Here is an 18143-nt window from a genome sequence, read left to right as displayed (position 1 = left end):
CCGTTGTACAAAATATTAATCGAGAGCCGTTTTGACGATCAGAGAGAATGCTGCCGGATCCTTCACGGCGATTTCGGCCAGCGCCTTGCGGTCGATCTCGATGTTCTTTTTGTGGATGGCATCCATCAGGCGCGAGTAGGAGACGCCGTTCTGACGAGCAGCGGCGTTGATGCGCATGATCCACAGGGAGCGGAAGTTTCTTTTCTTGACGCGGCGGTCGCGGTAGGCGTACTGCTCGGCCTTGTCCACAGCGTGCTTGACGACGGTCAGCACGTTTCCGCGTGAACCCCAGTATCCTTTGGCTTTCTTGAGAATCCTCTTCCTTCTTGCTTTGGAAGCTACCGAATTGGTTGATTTAGGCATCGTGGTATCGAATTAATGTTTATAGACTTGTCTCAGGCGAGGATCATTCTCTTGATCTGCTTCTCTTTTGTCGAATCGACCAGCGTGGACTGGTGCAGGCGGCGGGTGCGTTTCCTGTTCTTGTGCTCAAGGTTATGAGAGCCGTTCATACGCTCGCGTTTGACTTTTCCGGATGCGGTGGCCTTGAACCTCTTGCAGGCACCGCGATGTGATTTCATTTTAGGCATGGTCGTCGGTTTAAATGATAAAAGTCGTGCTTATCAGTGTTGTTCGTTTATTCGTCGTCTTCCGGCTCTCCGGAATTATCCGGCGGTAGCGGCGGCAATGACGCAATCTTTTCAGCCATAGCCCTCTGCTTTTCGAACTGCTCGATTTTTTTCTTGTCTGGCTCGAAATAAACGAAGAGCTTTTTGCCCTCGAACTTGGGCTCGCCATCCCGGTTGGCGACCGTACTGAGCCGTTCGGTCAGGCGGTCGGCAAGCTCGAAACCTTTGTCTTTGTAAATGATCGAACGGCCGAGGAATACAATGGTCGCACGGACGCGGTTGCCTTTGCGGAGGAACTCTTCGAGATGCGCGGTTTTGAAGTCGAAGTCGTGCTTGTCGGTGTTGGGATGGAACCTCAGCTCTTTGAGCGACGTGGTTTTCTGTTTTTTCTTGAGGTCCTTGTCCTTCTTGTCCATTTTGTAGATCAGCTTTCCGTAGTTCTCAAGCTTGCATACGGGCGGCTGAGCATTCGGCTGCACCTCGATAAGGTCGATCCCTCGCTCTTCGGCCATTCTGCGAGCGTCCTGGGTTTTCATGACCTGCATGCCTCCCTCGGGAAACACGACCCTGACTTCTGGTACACGGATCTGTTCGTTGATCCTGTAAGAAACTTTGGGCTTCTGGTTGCCGGATGTTTTCTGTTTTTTCATTCGATCTTTTTTGGTTGATAGTCAGATCAGAATCGTCGATCTCTTTCCTCACAGAGCCTGGCGATCAGCTCGTCAACGCCGAAGCTGCCTTCGTCGCCCTTGCGGTGACGGCGTAGCGAGACCTCGCCCTTCTCCTGCTCGTTCCTGCCGATGACGAGCATGGCGGGGATTTTGGAGAGTTCCGCCTCGCGGATTTTCTTGCCAATCTTCTCGCTGCGCAAGTCGAGTTCGGTGCGGATGCCCGCTTCGTGCAGCTTGGCGTACACCTCGCGGGCGTAGTCGTGCACCTCCTCGGCGATGGGCAGCACGACCGCCTGCACGGGCGCGAGCCAGAGCGGGAAGTTGCCTGCCGTGTGCTCGATCAGGACGCCGATGAAGCGCTCCATCGAACCAAACGGTGCGCGGTGGATCACCACCGGGCGGTGCTTCTGGCCGTCACTGCCGATGTAGCTGAGGTCGAAGCGCTCTGGCATGACGTAGTCGACCTGCACGGTGCCGAGCTGCCACTTGCGGCCAATCGCGTCGCGCACGATGAAGTCGATCTTCGGACCGTAAAAGCTCGCTTCGCCGATGCCGATGAAGTATTTGATGCCCATGCGGTCGGCGGCTTCCTTCACATCCTTTTCGGCCTGCCCCCACACCTCGGCGGTGCCGCCGTACTTGGACTGGTTCTCCGGATCGTGCAGCGACAGGCGCGTTTCGACCTCGTCGAAGCCGAGCGTATTGAAGACGAAGCGGGTCAGGTCGATGGCGTTGCAGATTTCGTCAACGAGCTGGTCGGGACGGCAGTAGATGTGCGAGTCGTCCTGCGTGAAGCCGCGGGCGCGAACCAGGCCGTTCAGCTCGCCGGACTGCTCGTGGCGATAGACGGTACCGAACTCGGTCAGCCGGATCGGCAGGTCGCGATAGCTGCGCAGCGTCTGGCTGTAGATCAGGTGATGATGCGGGCAGTTCATCGGCTTGAGCAGGTACTGCTCCTCGCGACCCGTCTCGTCCTTGTAGGTGAGCGGCGGGAACTGCGAGTCGCTGTAATACGGGTAGTGGCCCGAACGCTTGTATAGCTCGATGTTGCCGATGTGCGGCGTGTACACCGGCACGTAGCCGCGCTTGCGCTGCTCGGCTTTCAGAAAGGTTTCGAGTTCGTTGCGAATGATCGCGCCGTTTGGCAGCCAGATCGGCAGGCCGCTGCCGACTTCCGGGGTCAGCATGAATAGCCCCAGCTCCGCGCCGAGCTTGCGGTGGTCGCGCTTGCGGGCCTCTTCCAGCCGGGCGATGTGCTCCTTGAGCAGCTTGTCACTCGGAAAGGTGATGCCGTAGATGCGCTGCATCGTTTCACGCGACGAGTCGCCACGCCAGTACGATGACGAAATATTAGTCAGCAGAACCGCCTTGACCTTGCCGGTCGAGGGCAGGTGCGGGCCGCTGCACAGGTCAGCGAAACCGTCCTGGTGATAGACCGAAACCGTCGGGACATCCTTCAGCGTGTCTTCGAGAATTTCGACCTTGTACGGGTCTTTGCGCTCGTTCGAGAAGTATTCGATGGCCTGTTCGCGCGGCATCTCCTCGCGGTTGATGCTAAGGTTGCGCTTGCTGATCTCCAGCATTTTCGCTTCGATGGCACGGAGATCCTCTTCGTTGAAGCGGTGCTCGCAGGCGATGTCGTAATAAAAGCCCTGCTCGATGGCCGGGCCAGCGCCGAACTTCGCACCGGGGAACAGCTCCTCAATGGCGTGGGCCATCAGGTGGCTCGAACTGTGCCAGAAAATCTCTTTGCCTTCCGGAGAATCGAAGGTGATGATCGAGACCCTCGCATTCTCAGTGACGGGCGTATCGAGGTCACGCGGTTTGCCGTCGATGGTGAAGGCGAGTGCTGCTTCGGCAAGTTTTTTGCCAATGGATTCAGCGATTTCGAGGCCGGTAACGCCGGAAGAGTAGGTTCTTTCAGAACCGTCGGGCAAGGTGATAATCACCTGTTGACGGTCATCCGTTATTTCAGACATTGAATTTGTTGTCCATAATCATGTTTTCGGGGTGAAGGTCTTGAGACCAGCCCCTCCCCTCAGCAGGGAAAAATCCTTGACAGCCGCTTTTTGTCAGTATTCGCCGGTCGGGAGGGCTGTTCTAGGCGCCGTGCTGAAAATCAGCGGCGTTTCTGTTTCCCCGTACCGATAAGAAGTTAGGCATAATGCAAAAAATCCTGCAATTATGCAAGCAAGATTTGTAAGGCTGGTGCTTGAGCTGGTGGTAATGCGATGGATGATGTGGAAGGAAAGGAAAGGGCAGGCGCGAGGCCTGCCCCGGACAAGGAGCTGGGTTTCAGCCCAACTGTTGCAGAATATCCGGCGTTACGGTGTCAGCTCCGCGTGAGGCGGCTAGATTTTCAGCTTTGCGTTTCAGCTCTCGACCAAAGGATATCTGGCTGATGAAGGGGGCTTTTCTGACGATACCGTCCAGAATCGCATTGGCTTCGGGTGTCCATTTGAGCGGCTTGGTCGGGGCCGCTGCCTGCTGCCGCCGGGTGATAGGCAGGAAGTTGAAGAGCGTGTCATAGAGCGCGTTGACGATCTCCTGCACCAGCCAGACCACGCCGCTGTGGCCCATGAATGGCGTGCCGAGCGCGCGGCGCACGATGGGGCCTGGGAAGCCTGCCGGGATGAAGCGGCTTTTGGCGTCGGCTTCGGCGAGGTAAATCTTGTCGGGCATCCGGCCGTAGAGAAATTGTGGCTGCTTCTGCACGATCTCCTTGCGAACGGCGTTGTTGTCCACTTCTGCTGAATCGAGGCTGAAGAGGCACTGCATCCCAAGCTCGTCCCCCAGCACGTGCTTGATACCGTCGGCGTAGCTTTTGCTCGCGACCACCCCGAAGCGGATGGTCGGGAACCACTCCGACTGCGGCCCGCGCCACAAGTCCCACACCGGGCTGAGCGTCGTGCGCTTTTCCTCCGCAATGAAGCGTGTCGCCTGCTCCGGCGTTCCGCAAAGGCGTCCAATCTTCCCGATGAAACGGTCGGTTTCCTCGATGCCGAATGGCGCATAGAGTACCGGACGCCCGAGCTTTTCGGCGAGCGCCGCGCCGAATTCGCGGTACATCACCACAATTGCCGCCGAGTTTTTCAGCTTTGTGATCTCTGCCGCCTTCGACTCGAAGGGATAGACATGGGCGACTCTACCGCCCGCGCCGGTGACGAGGCGTTTTACTTCCGCCAGATCGGCAGGGCTGTTGAAGCAGCCGTAGGTCGGGCCGATGATGCTCACCGTGCCGGGCTCGATCTGTGACGGTTGGCCGTCGTCGAACTGGTCGAAGAGCCACGCAAGCGCCCGGTCGCGCCCTTGCCATTCGTTCTCGCCGAGCGAGTCGGAGGCGAAAAAGCGCACCGACGGGTACTTCATGGCGAGCATGTGCTGGTGATCACTGCCGATCATTTCGCTCTCTGCGCTCGAAACGAGGATGAGCTGCTTGCCGGAACCCATCAGCTTTTCGATGGTCTCCTGCACGATTTGGGAGCTGCCCGACGAGGATATCTCCCGCTCGGTAAGGCTTGTGGGCGTGAGGTTTTCGAGGTAGGGAATGGCGTCGGTGTAGTCCATGACGGCCACGCCAGCCAGGTTGTAGCAGCCCACGGGGGCATCGGCGATGACGTGCACGTCTTTGAGTGCGCAGAAGGTATTGACCGCCGCCCAGTAGGCGCTTGCGGTGGATTCGTCCCGGATGGTTTTTGCCATGATCGGTGGGCGTAAGCTGGGTTGATCGAAGCTCATCCGGAAAGCACGGATGAAGCGCCTAATTTACAATAATATGTGCCTACGGATCAAGGTTTAACGCTTTCGAGCGATACCGGAAGCGTACCTCTCGGAACAAGTTCGCCTTTCAGTGCTTTGAGGATTGCCGCATCGGTCTCTTCGTTTTCGCTGTAGGCGCACAGGGCCGAGCCGATCTCGGGAAAGGCGTCGAGGATGTATGGCGTGCCGAAAGAGATGAACAGGATTGGTGTTCCTTTGGGTGCCATCGAGGGCAGGCTGCGGACGAAATCACATTGCAGCTGACTGAGGCCCGATGGTACCGATTTCGACCAGGCCTGGATGCCGGTGGTCAGAATCACGGCGGATGCGTGGGCGACCGCCCTGGATGCCTCCTGGAAAAACTCCGGCTGGCTTTGCGGCGTGAGCCGGAGCGAGGTGACGTTGTAGCTCGTGCGAAGCGTATCGACGAACTCGCGGCCCACTTTCTGGCCGGGGCGGTCATTCAGGATGATATTGACCAGCTGGCCGTTCTGCGGAAACCGCAGCGGTATAGTGCGGTTGCGGTCGCGAAGCAGCGTCAGCGACTGTTCGGCGATCTGTTCGGCGATGCGTTTGTTCTCCTTCGTGCCGACCCGTTCGCTCAGCCGGGAGAGATCGACGAGCTTGCGCCGGTCGAGACCGAGCCAGTGTTTCATCTGAAGAATCCTTTGCACCGAGTGGTCGATCTGCTGTTCGGAGATTTCTCCGTTTTCGACGGCGGCGCAAACCGCATCGAAAACCAGCTCAGGGTCTTCGGGAAAGAGCAGCATGTCGTTGCCCGCCTGCACGGCCCTGACAGCAACCTCGCCCGGCGTCAGGCCGTTGCTTTGCAGCGCTTTCATGTTGAGCGCGTCGGTCACGATCAGTCCCTTGAACCCGAGCTCATTCCGGAGCAGGCCGGTGACGATGGTTCTGGAGAGCGAGGCCGGTTCCATCGTGCCGGTCAGCTTCGGCACGGCCAGATGGCCCACCATGACGCTCAGCACGCCGTTTGCAATCGCCGAACGGAAGGGCTTGAGTTCATAGTTTTCGAGTCGCCGCCGGTCGCCTTCGAGCACCGGAAGGGCAAGGTGGCTGTCCACGGTTACGTCGCCGTGGCCGGGAAAGTGCTTTGCGGTGGCTGCGACGCCGTTGGATTGCAGTCCGTCGATGACCGCCGCCGACATGGCGTTGACCAAGGGAATGCGGTCGCCGAACGAGCGGGTGTTGATGACCGGATTGGCCGGGTTGATATTCAGATCGACCGTTGGCGCGTAGTTCTGGTGAATGCCGATGGCGCGCGCTTCACGTGCCACGATTTCGGCCATGCGTCGGGCAAGCGCCGGATTTCCCGCCGCGGAGATCGCCATGGCTGGCGAGAATTTTGTTGCCCCGTCCAGCCGCATCGCCACCCCTTTTTCCATGTCGGCGCTGACCAGCAGCGGTACTTTCGAGAGCTCCTGAAAGTGGTTGGCCAGAATACCCGCGCTCTGAACATCGCCTTTCAGGAACATGATGCCGCCGATTTTTCCTTCGGAGACAAGTCGCGAAATAAGCTGGTATTGCGGATCGTCATCGTTTTTGTAAACCGCGTCAACCTTCGCTACGATCATCTGGCCCACCTTTTCCCGGACGCTCATGTTGCGCAGCGTGCGCTCGACCCACGGCTCCCGGTTCGAGAAAACGGTCTGTGCGGACCACGGTTTCGGAAAAGTGCCTGTTCCCGAATCGACGCCGTTTGCCATTGCTGGTCGAGGCCCGGCGGAAAAGAGCGAAAAGAGAAAAAGTGCTATGAACGGTCTATGAAAAAAACGCATGGTTTGTTCCGGTCTGGCTGAAAATCTCGGTGTTTCAGGGGTTAATCTATGAAACAAATTCCGGAGACCGAAAACCGATCGGACGGATCGGGCTGATCGGTCTGATCGGACTGGTCAAAAAAAAAGCTGCTCCGGAGTTTTTCCGGAACAGCTTTTTTTGGGGAATGCCTTGCCGCAATCTGCCGCTTCAGTGCTGGCAGCAGATGTTGAGCTGGCGCGAGGCCTGCGCTTCGTCGAGGCGCTTGACCGGCGTGGTTGTCGGCGCGGATTTGATGAGGTCGGGATTCGACTTGGCCTCTTCGGCAATGGCGATCATGGCGTCGGCGAAGGCGTTGAGCGTCTCTTTTGCCTCGGTCTCGGTCGGCTCGATCATGAGCGCTTCGCTGACGATGAGCGGGAAGTAGACCGTCGGCGCGTGGTAGCCGTAGTCGAGCAGCCGCTTGGCGATGTCGAGCGTGCGGACGCCGTGCTCCTTTTTCTGGCGGTCGCCCGACAGGCAGAACTCGTGCATCACCGGGCGCGGGTAGGGCAGCGCGTAGTGCTCGACGAGCCGCTGGAGCAGGTAGTTGGCGTTGATGATGGCGTTCTCCGACACGCGGCGTAATCCATCCGCGCCGAGCATCCGGATGTAGGTGTAGGCGCGCACCAGCACCGAGAAGTTGCCGTAGAAGTTCATCATGCGGCCAATCGTGTTGGGCTTGCTGGAGTTCAGGCGGTAGCGCGTCTGGCCGTCTTTCTCGAATTTCTCGATCACCGGCACCGGCAGGAACTCCACAAGGCGCTCGCTGACGCCGACCGGGCCGCTGCCGGGGCCGCCGCCGCCGTGGGGCGCGGAGAAGGTTTTGTGCAGATTGTAGTGCATCACGTCGAAGCCCATATCGCCGGGACGGGTGATGCCGAGCAGCGCGTTCATGTTCGCGCCGTCCATGTAAAGCAGGCTGCCGTTGCCGTGCACCAGCTTCTCGATTTCGGGAATCTGCTTCTCGAAAATGCCGACCGTGTTCGGATTGGTGAGCATCAGCGCCGCCACCTCGCCATCGAGCTTGGCGCGGAGGTCACCCATGTCGGTGCAGCCCGATTCATCGCACTTGACCGACACGCACTCGTATCCGCCGAGCGCCGCAGATGCCGGGTTGGTGCCGTGGGCCGAATCGACCACGAGCAACTTGTGGCGCTTGTTGCCAAGCTTTTCGTGATACTTCTTGATGAGCAGAATGCCGGTCAGCTCGCCATGCGCGCCCGCCGCCGGTTGCAGCGTCACCGCCTTCATGCCCGCGATCTCCTTGAGCATCTCCGCCAGCTCGTACATGAGCTGCAACGCGCCCTGCGACGTCGATTCTGGCTGCAACGGGTGCATCGACGCGAAGCCCGGCAGGTCGCAGGTGTAGTCGTTGATCTTGGGATTGTACTTCATGGTACAGCTCCCAAGCGGGTACATGTTCTTGTCAACGTGGTAGTTCAGGTTTGACAGCCGAATGAAGTGGCGCACCACCTCGCTCTCCGCCATTTCCGGCAGTTCAGCCGGCTCTTTGCGCAGGAATTTCGACGGCAGCAGTTCATCCGCCGGGCGTTCGGGAATGTCGAGCGGCGAGAGGCTGTAGCCCTTGCGACCGCTGCGGGAAAGGTCAAAGATCAGTTGTTCTTTCATGGACAGGCCTTGATTGATAGGCATTCAGTGCATCGCCAGCGCAAAGCGCCGCAACCTGCATGGATTAACGATGTTCCCGGCCGGACAGTCTGGCCGGAAGGCTTGCAATATACGCATTTTGGGGCGCGTGTAAAGAGGGGCGGGGGATGAATGTAAAACTTGGGAGGAATCACTCAGGGAAGAGACAGATTTTTCTTACCAGCCCATATCCGAACTCGGCAAGCAGCCAGACTTCATCTTTCCGTCTGCGAAGAACTCTCATGATGGGGCATTTCCATCTGAAAACCTGCGAATGCTGGCAGTCAAAACCACCTGCAAGGACAGGTGGCGGCAGGTACTCAACGAGGCGAACCGAATTGGCAAAAAACACCTCCTGACCGTTCAGCAAGGTATTTCACTGAACCAGTTTCGTGAAATGCGTGCGCATGATGTGCAACTCGTCGTTCCTGCCGACATCATCAAATTGTACCACAAGGATATTCGTTCGGAGATCATGACGCTTGAGGGATTCCTGGGCGAAGTGAAAACTCTGGTGGAAAAACCACGTAAAAGGAGCTGAAAATATCATTCAACAAACATCATCAAGCTTGCTCGTCAATTCTTGAAAATCAAGCAGAGATGAATCATAGCAGTAACCAGAAAATCATGAACGTTCATCGGTTGCCTCATTCCGCTGCAATAAAAAAAGGTACGACGCTTATTTTGAACAACCGGAAGTCCTTGATTCGATCCTCAAGGGGAAAGCGGACATTAAAGCCGGACGGAGTATTTCGATCAATGATCCCGGCAAGATATGGGAAAGTATTCTCTCGTAATTGTCTTTAAAAAAAGCTTTTCCGAAGATTCTCTCCTCACCCCCGCCCAAACACCAGCGCCAAACCTGTGCCGGGCACACTCCTTAACGCCGATCCACTGAAATCCGAGTACATTCCTTCGTACAGAAATCCGGCATCCTCGTGCAGCTTCAGGTAGCGCTCAATCGCGACCGGATAGAGCGTTACCGATTCTTCAAATAGCACCGAATCTTCATCCTTGAGCGAAAAGGTGAACTGCAACGACTCAGGCGTGATCGATGAATAGTGGCGGTGGAAGGTGGCGGTTGAACCGTTGGCTTCGATGGTGCGCACCGGGAAGTCGTAGTTCGTCAATTCTGCGAGGGTGTCCCAGTTCATCACCTGCATGATCCAGTAGCCGCCCGGTTTGAGCAGATTGTGGATTTTCGAGATGAACGGGGCGAGTGCTTCGGTGGGGAGGTGGGCCAGGACGTTGCCGATTGACCAGACGCAGTCGAATCGCCCCTCAGTCTTCTCCAGCCGCCGCATGTCGAGGCAGCGGAATGCAGCTTCGGGATAGCGGCGCTGTGCTTCGTCGATCATTGCTTCGTCGAGGTCGATGCCAAGTGCGTTGAAGCCATCGCTGGCAAACCGTCCACAGTAGTGCCCCGGCCCGCATCCCACGTCGAGCAGCGCATTGCCGGGACTTCCGGCATATCTTTTCAGAAATTGCCAGACATCCTCCCTGAACGGAAAGACCCGCTCGTAGTATTCCGAGAATTTCGAATAGAATGACATGGGCACGATTGTTGTGTTGCTGGCGCAGGGAGCCAGCGGTTTTTGCCCGAAAACGCCGTTAACGGTTGATATCCTTTCCCCGGATCAACCGGATCGCTTTTTCGATGCGTTTGCCCAATGGCAGCAGGTGGTGGCGCACCTCATTTTTGGCGGCGACATACTGCTCCAGAATGCCGCGCAGGGCCGTAACATCACGCTCCTGATCGCCGCAGAGGAAGAGGGCGTGAACAGCGGAGTGGTGCGGCAGCTCGTAAACGTGTGCGTAGTGGCGCTTGAAAACCTGAGCCCATTCTGAAGGCGTCTTGATCGTGCAGTGAGCGTTCTCGCCGTTGGGCAGAATCCGTGTTGCCTTGGCCAGATGCGGGATGATGATTGCGTTGGTCGAGAGTTTCCGGAAATCGCGCAGCACGCAGTCCAGTTCCGCTTCGGGGACGTGCTCCAGCACATCGGTGTTGACGACGACGTCGAAGGTTTTTTTGCGGCAGCACGTCGATGCCTGGAATTGCCGGATCGTAACGGTCGCAGGTGAATCCGGGGTTGCCGCCCAACTGATCGGCCAGCCGGCCTTTGCCGCATCCAAAATCGATGGCGTCGTGCAAAGCCAGCGCATACATGATGGTTGCAAGGTAGCCATGGTGCGCATTGCCGCCCTGTCCATAACCGGCATGATTGCGGTGAATCTCTTTGTACTGGTCGATCTGCATGAGGTTCGTGTTAGCTGTTCTGTGGAGATGGTTCGTTCAGGTTGCCCAAATCCCCGCTTTCCAGTCTCTTCATGGCCTCTTTGGCGGCGAGCTGTTCGGCATCTTTTTTTCTCGGCGCGGTTCCTCTGCCGAGCGGCTGACCGTTGCAGGAGACTTCGACGACGAACGTCTTTTCGTGCTCTGCCCCCTCTTCGGTGATGACCGTATAAAGCGGCGGGGGAAGCTGGCGCGACTGGGTGTACTCGATCAGGCGGCTTTTGTAGTTGTATTCCGCTTCGACAAGCTTGTGCAGATCGACCTTTGCGATGACGTGGTTCGTGATGAAACGCTCAGCTCCGGCGAGGCCCTGGTCGAGGTAGATGGCGCCGACCAACGCCTCCAAGGCATCGGCAAGCGCCGATTCGCTGGTGCGTATCTTCTGCTTGTCGGCGGATTCGCCTATGATAAGGTGCTCGCCGAGTTGCAGTTCAAGGGCAAATGCCGCAAGGGATTTGCGGTTGACGATTTTGGCCCGGTTGCTCGACAGGTGCCCCTCGTCACTTCCGGGAAATTGCTTGAAGAGGTGCTCGGAGATCAGCAGGTCGAGCACCGCGTCGCCGAGAAATTCGAGGCGCTGGTTTGACTCGGGCTTATGCTCTTCGCTGTGGTGGTCGTGCAGGACGGAGCGATGCGTCAGGGCGGTGCGGTAGATCAGCCGGTTGCACGGACGCCCGGTCAGGCGTGCGAGGTGCGTTGCTGTTTGTGGGTCGAGAAGAAAGTCAGCGGAGCTGGCGTCCGAAGTTTCACCGGCACCGTCGGACGCTTCTGAACGAAGGAACTGAAGTGACATCAGTTTTTGCCACAGGTGCGCCATCGTCGAGCCATTCCCGGTCAGGCGGCCGGAGCCTTCCTGAAGATCAGGCAGCCGTTGTGCCCGCCGAATCCGAAACCGTTGTTCAGCGCATACTCAATCGAGCGCTGTTTCGGGACGTTCGGCGTCACATCCACATCGATCTCGGGATCGACATTGTCGAGGTTGATGGTTGGAGGAACGGTCTGGTTCTGCAGCGCAAGGATGCAGGCGATCGATTCGACCACGCCCGCCGCACCAAGCAGGTGACCGGTCATCGACTTGGTCGAGCTGATGCTGAGTTTTGATGCGTGCTCGCCGAACACCTTCTTGATTGCCTTGATTTCCGCCAGATCGCCAAGCGGCGTGGCGGTGCCGTGGGTGTTGATGTAGTCGATCTTGTCCGGGGTGATGCCCGCCATGTTCAGGGCGGTGGTCATCGCGCTGCAAGCGCCAAGACCCTCCGGGTGCGGAGCGGTGAGGTGATACGCATCGGCAGACGCGCCCATGCCGACGATCTCTGCGTAGATTTTTGCGCCGCGCTTCACAGCCGACTCGTAGGTTTCGATCACCAGCGAACCGGCGCCTTCACCCATGACGAAACCGTCGCGATCCACATCGTACGGGCGTGAGGCTTTTGTCGGAGCGTCGTTGCGGGTCGAGAGCGCTTTGGCCGAGTTGAAGCCAGCCACGCTCATCTGCGTGATCGGTGCTTCCGAGCCGCCGCAGACCATGTAGTCGGCCATGCCCATCTGCAGGAGCATGACGGCGTCCATGATAGCGTGCAGGGAGGTCGCGCAGGCGGATGCTGTCGCATAGTTTGGCCCCATCAGACCGTTGCGGATCGAAATCTGTCCGGCGGCGATGTCGGGAATGAGCATCGGAATGAAGAACGGGCTGACCCTGCGGGGGCCGCGTTCCAGATACTGGCGAAACTGCTGGTCGTAGACCGTCATGCCGCCGATGCCCGAGCCGTGCACGACGCCGATCCTGGTCGGATCGATCGCGGTCAGGTCAAGCCCGGAATCTTTCAGCGCCTGTTCGGCAGAGATAACGCCGTACTGACAGTATGGATCCATGCGATCCGCGGATTTCCGGTCGATGTACTCATCGGCCTTGAAATTCTTGAGCTCGCAGGCGAAGGTGGTCGCGAAATTGGTCGTATCGAAATAGGTGATCGGTGCAGCGCCGCTTTTTCCCTCCATGAGGGCGTTCCAGAATGCCCCAGCCGAAAGGCCGATTGGCGACAGAACCCCGATTCCGGTGACGACGACTCTTTTCATTTCCAGATCCATCTGTTCAGATTTAACGTTGGTTTTAGGCAGGGCCAAGCCCTGCCCGAAGAGAATGCTTTTAGCTTACTTTCTTGTTGACGATGTAGTCAATGGCCTGCTGCACGGTACCGATCTTCTCGGCATCTTCATCAGGAATCTGGACGCCGAACTCGTTTTCGAGCTCCATGATCAGTTCGACCGTATCGAGCGAATCGGCACCGAGGTCATCGGCAAACTTCGATTCCGGCTTGATCTGATCCTTGTTGACACCCATCTTGCTGACGATGATATCGTACACTTTATCTTTGATTTCGGCTGCGCTCATGGCACTGTTCTCCGGGTTTGTGGTTGGAAACAATTAAAAAAAAGCAAGTTCACTAATATAAAAAGAAAAAGCAGCTGAGCAAAGCTATGCTCCGGCTGGAGAACCGGAGACTTTCCGGAACGGTCAGGTTCCGCCAAGTCTCTGATTCTCAAAAGGTTACGGTTACATGTACATGCCGCCGTTGACGCTCAGCACCTGACCGGTGATGTAGGCTGACTGGTCGCTGGCGAGAAATGCCACCGCGTCGGCAACATGCTGGGGCGTGCCAAAAACGCCGAGCGGAATGGCTTCGAGCATCTTCTGGCGCACCTCTTCGGAGAGGGCGTCGGTCATTTTCGATGAAATGAAGCCGGGGGCGATAGCGTTGGCCCGCACATTGCGCGAAGCCAGCTCCCTGGCAATCGACTTGGTGAAGGCGATGACGCCGCCTTTCGAAGCCGCGTAGTTGGCCTGTCCGGCGTTGCCCATGAGGCCGATGATCGAGGCGATGTTGATGATCGAGCCGGAACGCTGCTTCATCATGGTGCGCGTGACCGCCTTGGTGCAGTTGAAGACGCCCTTGAGGTTCACCGTCAGCACGGCGTCCCAGTCCTCTTCGCTCATACGCATCAGAAGGCCGTCGCGGGTGATGCCTGCGTTGTTGACGAGAATGTCGATGCGGCCATTCTCTTTAGCCACTTCGTCGAAAACCTTCTGGCACGCGTCGGTGCTGGTGACATCGAGCTCCTTGCAGCTCACTTTTGCGCCGAGCTGTTTGAGCGCCTCTTCGGTTTCGGTCAGCCACTCCGCCTTGATGTCGCCAATAACAAGATCAGCGCCTTTGGCGGCGAGATCGAGGGCGATCGACTGGCCGATGCCTCGTGCCGCGCCGGTGACGACGGCGGTTTTTCCTGTGAACATGGTCATAATCGTTTCTTTGCGTTTTTCTATGGTTAGGCCGGAGTGCGCATCGCATCCACCTGATCGGCGGTATCGACTCCCGAGCACATAGTGGATTTGCTGATTCTTTTAATGAGGCCCTGCAGCACTTTCTGGGGGCCGACCTCGACAAATTCGGTGATGCCCGCGTCCACCATCGCCTGCACCGACTGGCTCCAGAGCACCGAGCTGGTGAGCTGGCTGATGAGGTTCGCGCGGATTTCCGTTGCCGCCGTGACCGGTTTGGCGACCACGTTCATGCAGACCGGAATTTCGGCGTCGCGGATCGCGATGGTGTCGAGCGTTTCGGCAAACTCCTTTTCGGCGGGTTTCATCAGCGGCGAGTGGAAAGCGCCTGAGACGACCAGCTCCTTGGCCATGCGCGCGCCTTTCGACGACGCGAGTTCGACCGCCTTGCGTACTGCATCGACGTCGCCGGAGATGACAATCTGGCCGGGCGAGTTGAAGTTTGCCGCCTGCACGATGCCGCTTGCACTCGCCTCTTCCAGGAGCGCGTCGAGCGCGTCGTCGGCCATGCCGATGATCGCGGCCATCGTGCCGGGATTCTGCTGTCCGGCGTTCTGCATCAGTTCGCCGCGCTTGGCCACGAGCCTCACCGCATCCTCGAACGAAATCGCACCCGAGAAGCAGAGCGCCGTGTATTCGCCAAGGCTGTGGCCCGCTGCCATCTTAACGCCCTCACGTCCGAGAAGGGTGGCCGCCGCGAAGCTGTGCAGGAAGATAGCGAGCTGGGTATAGCGTGTCTGTTTCAGCTCATCCTCGCTGCCGTTGAACATGATATTGGTGATCGAGAATCCGAGAATTGAGTCGGCCTTGTCCATGAGCTCCTGCGCTTCCGGGAAGCGCTCGTACAGATCGCGGCCCATGCCGCAGTACTGCGAACCCTGACCGGGGAAAACAAATGCTTTCATATCCTGTAATTCCTTTGAATGGTTTGGCTTACTGCCAGCGGACGTAAACGCCGCCCCAGGTGTAGCCTGCTCCGAAGCTCACCAGCACGAGGTTCGAGCCTTTGTGCAGTTTGCCCTGCTCGTCCAGCTCGGCGAGGCAGATCGGCACCGTGCCTGCCGTGGTGTTGCCATAGCGCGCGATGTTCATCATTACCTTTTCTTCGGTGATCCCCATACGCTCGGCGGTGGCGTGAATGATACGCTGGTTGGCCTGGTGTGGCACGAGCCAGTCGATGGTTTCCGCAGTCAGATTGTTGCGCTGCATGATCTCTTCGGCCACATCGGCCATGGCTATGACCGCAGCCTTGAAGACCTGCTTGCCATCCTGCTGGATGAAGTGCATGTGCTGATCGACCGTTTCATGCGACGCCGGATGAAGGCTTCCGCCGCCCGGCATCAGGAGGTGCTCCCTGCCATTGAGGCCGTCGGAGTAGAGACGGGCGTCGAGCACGCCGTACCCCTCTTCATTCGCAGCTTCGAGAATAACGCCGCCCGCTCCGTCACCAAACAGGATGGCGGTCGTCCGGTCTTCGTAATCGAGAATGGAGGACATCTTGTCCGCGCCGATCACCATCACCTTCTTGCAGTTGCCCGATTCAATGAACTGGGCGCCGGTGTAGAGGCCATAGACGAAACCCGAGCAGGCGGCGGAAAGGTCGAAGCCCCAGGCGTTTTTTGCCTGGATATTGCCCTGAACCAGACATGCCGTCGAGGGAAAGAGCATGTCGGGAGACATGGTCGCCACGATGATCAGATCGATCTCGTCGGCGGAGATGCCCCGCTTTTCAAGCAACTGCCGGGCAACCTCGGTGCACATATATGATGTGGCCTTTTTCGGATCCCGGAGAATTCTCCGCTCCTTGATGCCGGTCCGGGTCGTTATCCACTCGTCGTTTGTATCAAGAATTCGTTCGAGGTCCTGATTGGACATTATCTCTTCAGGCAGATACTTGGCGGTCGTCGTTATGGCTGCTTTCATAGTGTGGTTTCTCTTGATAAGCGGACGGAAAATGCGAAGATTGTATCGGAGTCTCTTCGGCCAATAGCAAAGGACAGGGAATAGACATTCAGGAGCATCTCTGGGTCTGCATGGAAAATTCAGGCCGTCAGGCGAGCATTTTCGCGATGCGTTCGTTGACGCGTTGCTCGATCATATGCTCCGCCATGTAGATCATGTTCTTGATGGCGCGCGCCGACGAGCGTCCGTGGCCGACAATCGAAATGCCATCGACGCCGAGGAACGGCACGCCGCCAAACTTTTCGACATCGAACGGCTCGAATATCCCTTTGAATGTCTGACCGGCCAGCACCGCCGAGTTCTGGTCGAGCTTTCCTTCCTTGACCAGCTTTTCGAGCGCCGGTTTGAAGATGGCTCCCAGAAAGTGTGGAATGCTCTCGCCAAACTTGAGGATGGTGTTGCCGACAAGCCCGTCGCAGACGACAATAGTGGCTTTGCCTGCAAGAATATCGTGACCCTCGATGTTGCCGATGAAGTTGATTTTCTGCTCCTCGTGCGCCTTCTGCAACATTTTCCATGCCTGCTTGAGATAGTCGGGACCCTTGCCCTCCTCCTCTCCAATGTTGAGCAGGCCGACTACGGGCTGTTCGATTTTTGCCGCGTAGCGCTGGTAGATCGTCAGCATCTCGGCGAACTGCACCAGGTTTTCCGGCTTGCAGTCCACATTGGCACCGACATCGACGAGGTTGGTGAGGCCCTCGCCAAGGCGCGGGAAGTAAGCGTAGATGGTCGGGCGCAGTACACCGGGAATACGGCCAAGGACAAAAAGCGAAGCGGCCATCATTGCGCCGGTGTTTCCAGCGCTCACAAAGGCATCGGCATCTTTCGCCTTGCAGAGCTTCAGGCCGCGGACAAGTGACGACTCCTGCTTCGCCTTGACGGCGGTGGCGGGAACATCCTCCATGGTGATGACCTCGGGCGCGTGCACGAAGCGGAGCTTGAGGGCTCCGGTATCATACTGCTGCAGAAGCGGGGCGACCTTTTCCTCCTGCCCGATAAGCAGGATTTCAAAGCGGTTTCCGCTCTCCCTGAGGGCATCGATCACCCCCTCGACAACGCAGGCAGGCGCATTGTCGCCACCCATGGCATCCACGACAATGGTCAACATGGCGGTGCTGTCTTGTTTACGTGAAACTGCTTACGCGACGACGCTCTTGCCGGTGACCTGACGGCCTTTGTAGTGGCCGCAGTGACGGCAGGCGCGATGCGGAAGGGTCGGCTCGCCGCAGTTCGGACAGACAACCGTAACGGCAGCCTTGGTGCGCGCGTTGAACTGTGCTCTTCTCTTGTCCCTTCTGGACTTGGACATCTTGGCTTTCGGGTTGGCCATAATCTATTCAGTTTAGAATCAACGGTTAACGATACTTGTTTTTCAGTTTTTCGAGCGACTCCTGCCAGTCGCTGTCGGGCAGATGGTCTTCGCCCGGTTCACTCAATTTTTCCTGATGGAACACCCGGCAATCGGGATTGTCCTTGCAGGTGACTTTCATGGGAACGGAGAGCAGCAGTGTCTCGCGGACATCCTCGGTTAGATCGAGCGCAAGCGTATTCCTGTCGATAAGCCGATACTCCTCGTCACGTTCTTCCTGCGGTTCGCCAGCCTGTTCGTAGCCATAATAAATCCGGTACGAACCTTTCAGCTCGGAGGTGATCGGTGCAAGGCACAGATCGCAGGTCAGATTGGCTGTCGCCGAAGTATTCAGGGTGACAATCATCTCGCCATCCAGCTTCTCGACGCTTACATTGACCGACACGTCCCTTGAAAATCCAGCCCCGGCGAGAGCCGGATCGGCAAAATCAGCCGCTTTGCAGGTGAAATCGAACTCGTGCGTTCCCTGTGCAAGACCCGCGAGACGAATTTCGATCAGCGCTTTTTCTTTGGACATAACCACCTCTTTTCCATAAAAGAGCATCAATGTACAAAAATAATATTCGAAAAAGAAAAGCCAGAACCCGCCAGTCAGACGGAAAAATTATTAAAAAATATCGTTGTGAGTTTGGAATTTCGAATCGCAGCCTTATATTTGCAT

At 57.5% G+C, this 18143-nt stretch carries 18 protein-coding genes and 1 pseudogene; 1 reads left to right on the top strand and 18 read right to left on the bottom strand.

Going from position 1 to position 18143, the window contains the following annotated elements:
• Positions 1-15 precede the first annotated feature (15 nt).
• The 7 genes from rplT to gcvPB all read right to left on the bottom strand — a co-directional run bounded on the left by rplT (position 16) and on the right by gcvPB (position 8503).
• Positions 16-363, bottom strand: coding sequence for a 50S ribosomal protein L20 (gene rplT, locus AYT24_RS09620; protein WP_010933783.1), 348 nt, complete (start codon positions 361-363; stop codon positions 16-18).
• A gap of 32 nt (positions 364-395) precedes the next feature.
• The gene (gene rpmI / locus AYT24_RS09615) at positions 396-590 is read right to left on the bottom strand and encodes a 50S ribosomal protein L35 (RefSeq protein ID WP_010933782.1); all 195 of its coding nucleotides are present in this window, start codon (positions 588-590) and stop codon (positions 396-398) included.
• A 47-nt stretch (positions 591-637) separates the two neighbouring features.
• Positions 638-1279 (bottom strand): translation initiation factor IF-3, encoded by a 642-nt coding sequence (infC, locus tag AYT24_RS09610; RefSeq protein ID WP_010933781.1) that lies wholly within the window; start codon positions 1277-1279, stop codon positions 638-640.
• A 26-nt stretch (positions 1280-1305) separates the two neighbouring features.
• A complete protein-coding gene (thrS, locus tag AYT24_RS09605) occupies positions 1306-3279 on the bottom strand; it encodes a threonine--tRNA ligase (protein ID WP_010933780.1) in 1974 nt (657 codons plus the stop codon).
• A gap of 316 nt (positions 3280-3595) precedes the next feature.
• Positions 3596-5002: a chlorophyllide a reductase subunit Z gene (gene bchZ, locus AYT24_RS09600; RefSeq protein WP_010933779.1), complete on the bottom strand. Its 1407-nt coding sequence runs from the start codon at positions 5000-5002 to the stop codon at positions 3596-3598.
• 86 nt (positions 5003-5088) lie between these two features.
• Positions 5089-6783 (bottom strand): glycoside hydrolase family 3 protein, encoded by a 1695-nt coding sequence (locus tag AYT24_RS09595; RefSeq protein ID WP_010933778.1) that lies wholly within the window; start codon positions 6781-6783, stop codon positions 5089-5091.
• A gap of 259 nt (positions 6784-7042) precedes the next feature.
• Complete coding sequence (gcvPB, locus tag AYT24_RS09590; RefSeq protein WP_010933777.1) at positions 7043-8503, bottom strand: aminomethyl-transferring glycine dehydrogenase subunit GcvPB; 1461 nt, start codon at positions 8501-8503, stop codon at positions 7043-7045.
• A 193-nt stretch (positions 8504-8696) separates the two neighbouring features.
• Here gcvPB and AYT24_RS09585 point away from each other — a divergent pair.
• Positions 8697-9062: pseudogene (locus AYT24_RS09585) on the top strand (type II restriction endonuclease); the annotation flags it as partial.
• 292 nt (positions 9063-9354) lie between these two features.
• Here the strand turns inward: AYT24_RS09585 and AYT24_RS09580 are convergent.
• The 11 genes from AYT24_RS09580 to AYT24_RS09530 all read right to left on the bottom strand — a co-directional run bounded on the left by AYT24_RS09580 (position 9355) and on the right by AYT24_RS09530 (position 17999).
• The gene (locus tag AYT24_RS09580; protein WP_164927160.1) at positions 9355-10074 is read right to left on the bottom strand and encodes a class I SAM-dependent methyltransferase; all 720 of its coding nucleotides are present in this window, start codon (positions 10072-10074) and stop codon (positions 9355-9357) included.
• Positions 10075-10132: 58 nt separating this feature from the next.
• Positions 10133-10684 (bottom strand): hypothetical protein, encoded by a 552-nt coding sequence (locus AYT24_RS09575; RefSeq protein ID WP_164927159.1) that lies wholly within the window; start codon positions 10682-10684, stop codon positions 10133-10135.
• 104 nt (positions 10685-10788) lie between these two features.
• Positions 10789-11607, bottom strand: coding sequence for a ribonuclease III (gene rnc / locus AYT24_RS09570; RefSeq protein WP_010933773.1), 819 nt, complete (start codon positions 11605-11607; stop codon positions 10789-10791).
• A gap of 41 nt (positions 11608-11648) precedes the next feature.
• On the bottom strand, positions 11649-12902 hold the full coding sequence (gene fabF / locus AYT24_RS09565) for a beta-ketoacyl-ACP synthase II (protein WP_164927158.1): 1254 nt from the start codon (positions 12900-12902) through the stop codon (positions 11649-11651).
• 58 nt (positions 12903-12960) lie between these two features.
• Positions 12961-13206, bottom strand: a complete 246-nt coding sequence (gene acpP / locus AYT24_RS09560) for an acyl carrier protein (protein ID WP_010933771.1) — start codon at positions 13204-13206, stop codon at positions 12961-12963.
• A 162-nt stretch (positions 13207-13368) separates the two neighbouring features.
• The gene (fabG, locus tag AYT24_RS09555; RefSeq protein ID WP_010933770.1) at positions 13369-14106 is read right to left on the bottom strand and encodes a 3-oxoacyl-[acyl-carrier-protein] reductase; all 738 of its coding nucleotides are present in this window, start codon (positions 14104-14106) and stop codon (positions 13369-13371) included.
• A 32-nt stretch (positions 14107-14138) separates the two neighbouring features.
• On the bottom strand, positions 14139-15056 hold the full coding sequence (gene fabD, locus AYT24_RS09550; protein WP_010933769.1) for an ACP S-malonyltransferase: 918 nt from the start codon (positions 15054-15056) through the stop codon (positions 14139-14141).
• Between the two features lie 28 nt (positions 15057-15084).
• Positions 15085-16074, bottom strand: coding sequence for a beta-ketoacyl-ACP synthase III (locus tag AYT24_RS09545; RefSeq protein ID WP_010933768.1), 990 nt, complete (start codon positions 16072-16074; stop codon positions 15085-15087).
• Positions 16075-16201: 127 nt separating this feature from the next.
• Positions 16202-17221: a phosphate acyltransferase PlsX gene (gene plsX / locus AYT24_RS09540; RefSeq protein WP_164927157.1), complete on the bottom strand. Its 1020-nt coding sequence runs from the start codon at positions 17219-17221 to the stop codon at positions 16202-16204.
• 30 nt (positions 17222-17251) lie between these two features.
• Complete coding sequence (gene rpmF, locus AYT24_RS09535) at positions 17252-17443, bottom strand: 50S ribosomal protein L32 (protein WP_010933766.1); 192 nt, start codon at positions 17441-17443, stop codon at positions 17252-17254.
• Between the two features lie 25 nt (positions 17444-17468).
• Complete coding sequence (locus AYT24_RS09530) at positions 17469-17999, bottom strand: YceD family protein (protein ID WP_226986813.1); 531 nt, start codon at positions 17997-17999, stop codon at positions 17469-17471.
• Between the last annotated feature and the right edge of the window lie 144 nt (positions 18000-18143).

Source organism: Chlorobaculum tepidum TLS (assembly GCF_000006985.1).
GTDB lineage: Bacteria > Bacteroidota > Chlorobiia > Chlorobiales > Chlorobiaceae > Chlorobaculum > Chlorobaculum tepidum.
The sequence above is the reverse complement of the archived record's forward strand: the minus strand, read 5'-3'. Positions and strand labels throughout refer to the sequence as shown.